Source organism: Bilophila sp. 4_1_30, from assembly GCF_000224655.1.
Taxonomy (GTDB): Bacteria; Desulfobacterota; Desulfovibrionia; order Desulfovibrionales; family Desulfovibrionaceae; genus Bilophila; species Bilophila wadsworthia.
The window spans coordinates 93,437-97,107 of sequence record NZ_JH114235.1 but is presented as its reverse complement, the minus strand read 5'-3'; the positions used below and the strand labels follow the sequence as shown (position 1 = coordinate 97,107).

Genomic DNA, 3,671 nt, shown 5'->3' with positions numbered 1-3,671 from the left:
GCCTCGCAGGAGGCCCCGTGGATCGCACCGGGCGATGCCACCGTGCTCAAGGAAGGCATGGTGCTGGTGCTGAACCCGCATGTGCAGGGCCCCGGCGGAACCATCCTGTATTCCCGCGACACGGTGCTGTTGGATTTCAACGGCTGCAAGATCCTCGGCTGGTACAAGGACTGGCGCGAGCCGTACGTCGCGTCCGACTCCTATTACAGCGGCGGCGGTTGATATGGGCACGGTTACGCGTATCGGGTGCGGCCCCGCAGGGCTCCCGTTCTCGCGCATGACCCTCAAGGACGGCCGGTTCTTCCTGTCCGGGCAGGTGGCCCAGAACCCCGAAACGGGGCGCATCGACCACCCCGGCTGCTATGAGCAGTCCCTCACCGTGCTCGGGAATATCCGCGGGATCCTTGCCGAAGCCGGGTTTGCCCCGGAACAGGTGGCGAAGATGACCGTCTTCCTCACGGACATGGGCCAGAAGGATGCGTTCGACCGGGCGTTCGAGCGGGTTTTCCGCCGCGTTCCGGAGGAAGGGGATGCCCCCGGCTCCCCTGAAGGTCCCGGTACCGGGGAAGGCGGCGCGGGGCTGTCCTGCGCCCCGGCCTGCACCTGCGTCGGCGTGGCCGCGCTTCCGAACCCCGCCGCCGTGGTTGAAGTGGAACTTGAAGGTTTTGCCGGATGACGGCCGTTCGTGGCAGCTCCCCCCGCCCGAACGCATCCGGCTTCCCGCCCGCAGCGTTTTTTTGGGAACCGCTGCGGGCGGGCCTCCTGATCTCCAATGCGCCTCTTTCCGACGTCTGTGGAGGGCCTTTTTCCGCGCCTCCCTTGTGAGGGGAAGGTTGCCCGCAGAGGCTGCCTCCGGGCGCGATGCTCCGTGGGCCGGGTTTCCGCCCGTGCCCCGTATGAAGGCTGTCCCCGCGCGGCGCTTCCCATCCAAGCCAACCTGACGTGCGGCGCCGCTCCTCCATCAAAAGCCGTAACAGGCTGCCTCTGAAGGATATATTATGCCCAATTGCACCTTTCACATCGTGGATGCGTTTACTGCGGTGCCATTTACCGGCAACCCCTGCGCCGTGGTGACGGACGCCGACGGCATCGAGCCCGCCGACATGCTGCGCATCGCGCGCGAGACCAACGCCCCGGAAACGGCGTTCGTGTTGGCCTCCGACAAGGCGGACGTGCGTGTCCGCTATTTCATGCCGCGCGGGGAAATCCCCTTTGCGGGGCATCCCACCATTGCCACGGGGCACCTTTTGCGGGAACTGGGCGTGCTCAAGCCGGGCACCGCGCGGTTCGAGTTCGCCATCGGCGTGCTGCCCGTGGACATCCGCCCCGACAGGGTGATCATGACCCAGCCCCCCGCCGTCACGGACACGTGCGCCGACGCCGGGACAACGGCCCAAGCGCTCGGGCTTCAGGCTTCCGATCTCCGGGAAGGGTTTCCGTGCCAGCTCATGCGGGGGGGCGTCAGCTTCCTGATGGTTCCCGTCCGGGAGCTTGCGGCGCTCCGGCGGATCAACATGGACAGGCCCGCCCTCAAAGCTGTTTTGGCGCCCCTCGGCGTGTCGGCGGCGTACGTGTTCGCCCCCGAAGGCGTGGAGCCTGAAACGGATGTGCACGCCCGGCTTATCGATCCGGACAACGCCGGGGAAGATCCTTTCACCGGATCGGCCGCCGGGTGCATGGCTTCCTACATGCACGCGCACGGGCTGTGTTCCGGGACGCGCATCCGGCTTGAGCAGGGCCATATCCTCGACCGCCCGGGAACCGGGGAACTGGAACTGATCCTTGCTTCCGATAGCGGGAAGCTCGATGCCGTGCGCCTCGGCGGAACGGCGGTGAGCTCCGCCAGCGGCACGCTCCGCTGGTAAAGGCACGAAGCCAAAGGCGCCATCCGAAAGGCACGATAACGCATCAGGGGAGCTTCCTTCAGGAAAGCTCCCCTTCATTATGCCTGCCCGCGGGGAGGCCATCCCTTCTTTTTCGTGCCCGCCTCCCACGACCAAAGCTGTTTTAAGGGCATCAGCCTTTGCGCCATGCGCCGATCAGCCTTTCAAAAGGCCCCATGAGGCTGGCGAAGCGGGTTTCGGCATCCGCGCCGAAGGAACCGGGGCGGATGCTGGCGAGGATGAGGATGGCGTGCAGGCCCTGCTCCGTATAGAACGGTTTGGCGAAATAGGAGCGGATGCCGTGTGGGGCGAACAGCACCCAGTCGATGGACTTGATGCTGTCCAGCGTATCCTCCACGGTGAGCGAGCGCAGGCCGAAGCGTTCGATGTCCTGTGCGATGGTGCCTTCGTAGGCGTGTTCCGCCCCCCAGCGCAGCTCGCGGAAGGCGGGGCCCGCGCCGTACACGACGACCTGCCCCTTGTGGGACTGGATGTCGGAAAAAAGGAGGCCGTCCAGCTCTCCGGCGTAGGGGGCGAAAAGGCTTTCCAGCCCCTCGCGGAGCGGGCGGGGCGCGGTTTGGGCGTCTTCCTCGGAAGGCGGGCAGGCCGCGCTTTTCCGGTTTTCGGGGATGTTCAGGAGCGCCACGCGCACGACCCGCCCTTCCCCCGCGCCGCCGCAGGGGGTGAGGCGTACCTTGGCGCTGAACAGGCCGCGCTGGGCGTTGCTGAACGTGAGCGTGCCCGCCCACGCGTCGTTGGCAAGGGCTTTGTTCCCGGCTTCAAGCAGCTTTTCGGCAAGCCCGCCGGGGGCGATATCGGCGAGGCTCAGGGTGTTGGGATCGCGGGATGCCGCCGCGAACAGGCTGCGGGCCGCGTCGTTGATGATCAGCAGCCCGCGCGTGGGGATGTCGAGCGCGAAGACGGGATAGCCGATGCCGCCGATGTCCATCTGGCAGGTCCCGGGCCGCCCGTCCGCCGAATACGCCGCCGGGAGGAAGGCTTCCTTGAGGAACCCGTAATAGAGCGTGTCGTTTTCGCCGGGCCAGCCTTGCAGGATGTACGTCCCGTTGCCGTTCGTCAGCCGGAAGGTGACGGCGGCGGGGCGGCGGGCGGTGAGCATGTCCCAGAATTCCATGAGCAGGGCGTGATCCTCGCGCCGTACGGCTTTTTTCCGGTAACGGGCGTCCTTGAGCAGGCGCGGCACGTCGAGGCCGGGGATGCTCCAGCGGTTGAAGACCTTGAGGCGGGAATGGGGGATGTCGATGCTCCAGATCAGGCCGGGAAATCCGGCGATCCACGGGGAAAACTGCTGCATGCGAAGCTCCGGTGTTTGGGGCATTGTGATGGATTTCGAAAGAAAGGCAAGAGCTGGCCGAGGGGGGATCGGGGCGCCGGGCTTCCCGGGGAGCTGCCGGAGGGGAAGGAAGAGGTGGGAGGCCGGATAGTATTGGTTCATCCAATTGGGCGCATACCCGGCAAAAAGGCCTGTTAGAGCCCGAAAAGGAGGCCTTCCGGTAGGCAAAAGGGGCCGCATGGCCGTCTTTTTTGGTTTCCAGCGGCTATCTGGTCCAACCACTTTTACCGTTGAAGGCATGTAAAAACAATGTGTTGTATGCATGTAGCGCAATTTTGAAAAAAGAGTTGATCGGATTTGCCGGGGGCCCGTATGCTGAAGGCATGAGAATCATTCCATAGCCGTTCCCACAACAGCGGGCAAGGACTGCATGGACAAGCAGGAATGCATAGAACGACAGCTGGAAAGCGCTCTCTTGGAAGGCCGCTGGGGGG

General features: G+C 65.2%; 4 protein-coding genes and 1 pseudogene. 3 read left to right on the top strand and 2 right to left on the bottom strand.

What is annotated here, in order from left to right; genetic code table 11:
* The 3 genes and pseudogenes from HMPREF0178_RS22195 to HMPREF0178_RS17985 form a co-directional block, all read left to right on the top strand.
* Positions 1-222 (top strand): annotated as a pseudogene (locus HMPREF0178_RS22195) (hypothetical protein); the annotation flags it as partial.
* Position 223: 1 nt separating this feature from the next.
* Positions 224-676 carry a RidA family protein gene (locus HMPREF0178_RS17990; RefSeq protein WP_009369020.1) on the top strand — a complete coding sequence of 151 codons (453 nt, stop codon included), beginning with the start codon at positions 224-226 and terminating at the stop codon, positions 674-676.
* Positions 677-998: 322 nt separating this feature from the next.
* Positions 999-1,865, top strand: a complete 867-nt coding sequence (locus HMPREF0178_RS17985; protein ID WP_009369019.1) for a PhzF family phenazine biosynthesis protein — start codon at positions 999-1,001, stop codon at positions 1,863-1,865.
* A gap of 151 nt (positions 1,866-2,016) precedes the next feature.
* On the opposite strand, the gene HMPREF0178_RS17980 is transcribed toward HMPREF0178_RS17985, so the two are convergent.
* Both HMPREF0178_RS17980 and HMPREF0178_RS22700 read right to left on the bottom strand, forming a co-directional pair.
* Positions 2,017-3,198 carry a hypothetical protein gene (locus HMPREF0178_RS17980; protein ID WP_009369018.1) on the bottom strand — a complete coding sequence of 394 codons (1,182 nt, stop codon included), beginning with the start codon at positions 3,196-3,198 and terminating at the stop codon, positions 2,017-2,019.
* A 244-nt stretch (positions 3,199-3,442) separates the two neighbouring features.
* A partial coding sequence (locus HMPREF0178_RS22700) for a hypothetical protein (protein ID WP_232281323.1) occupies positions 3,443-3,671 on the bottom strand: 229 nt, incomplete at its 5' end.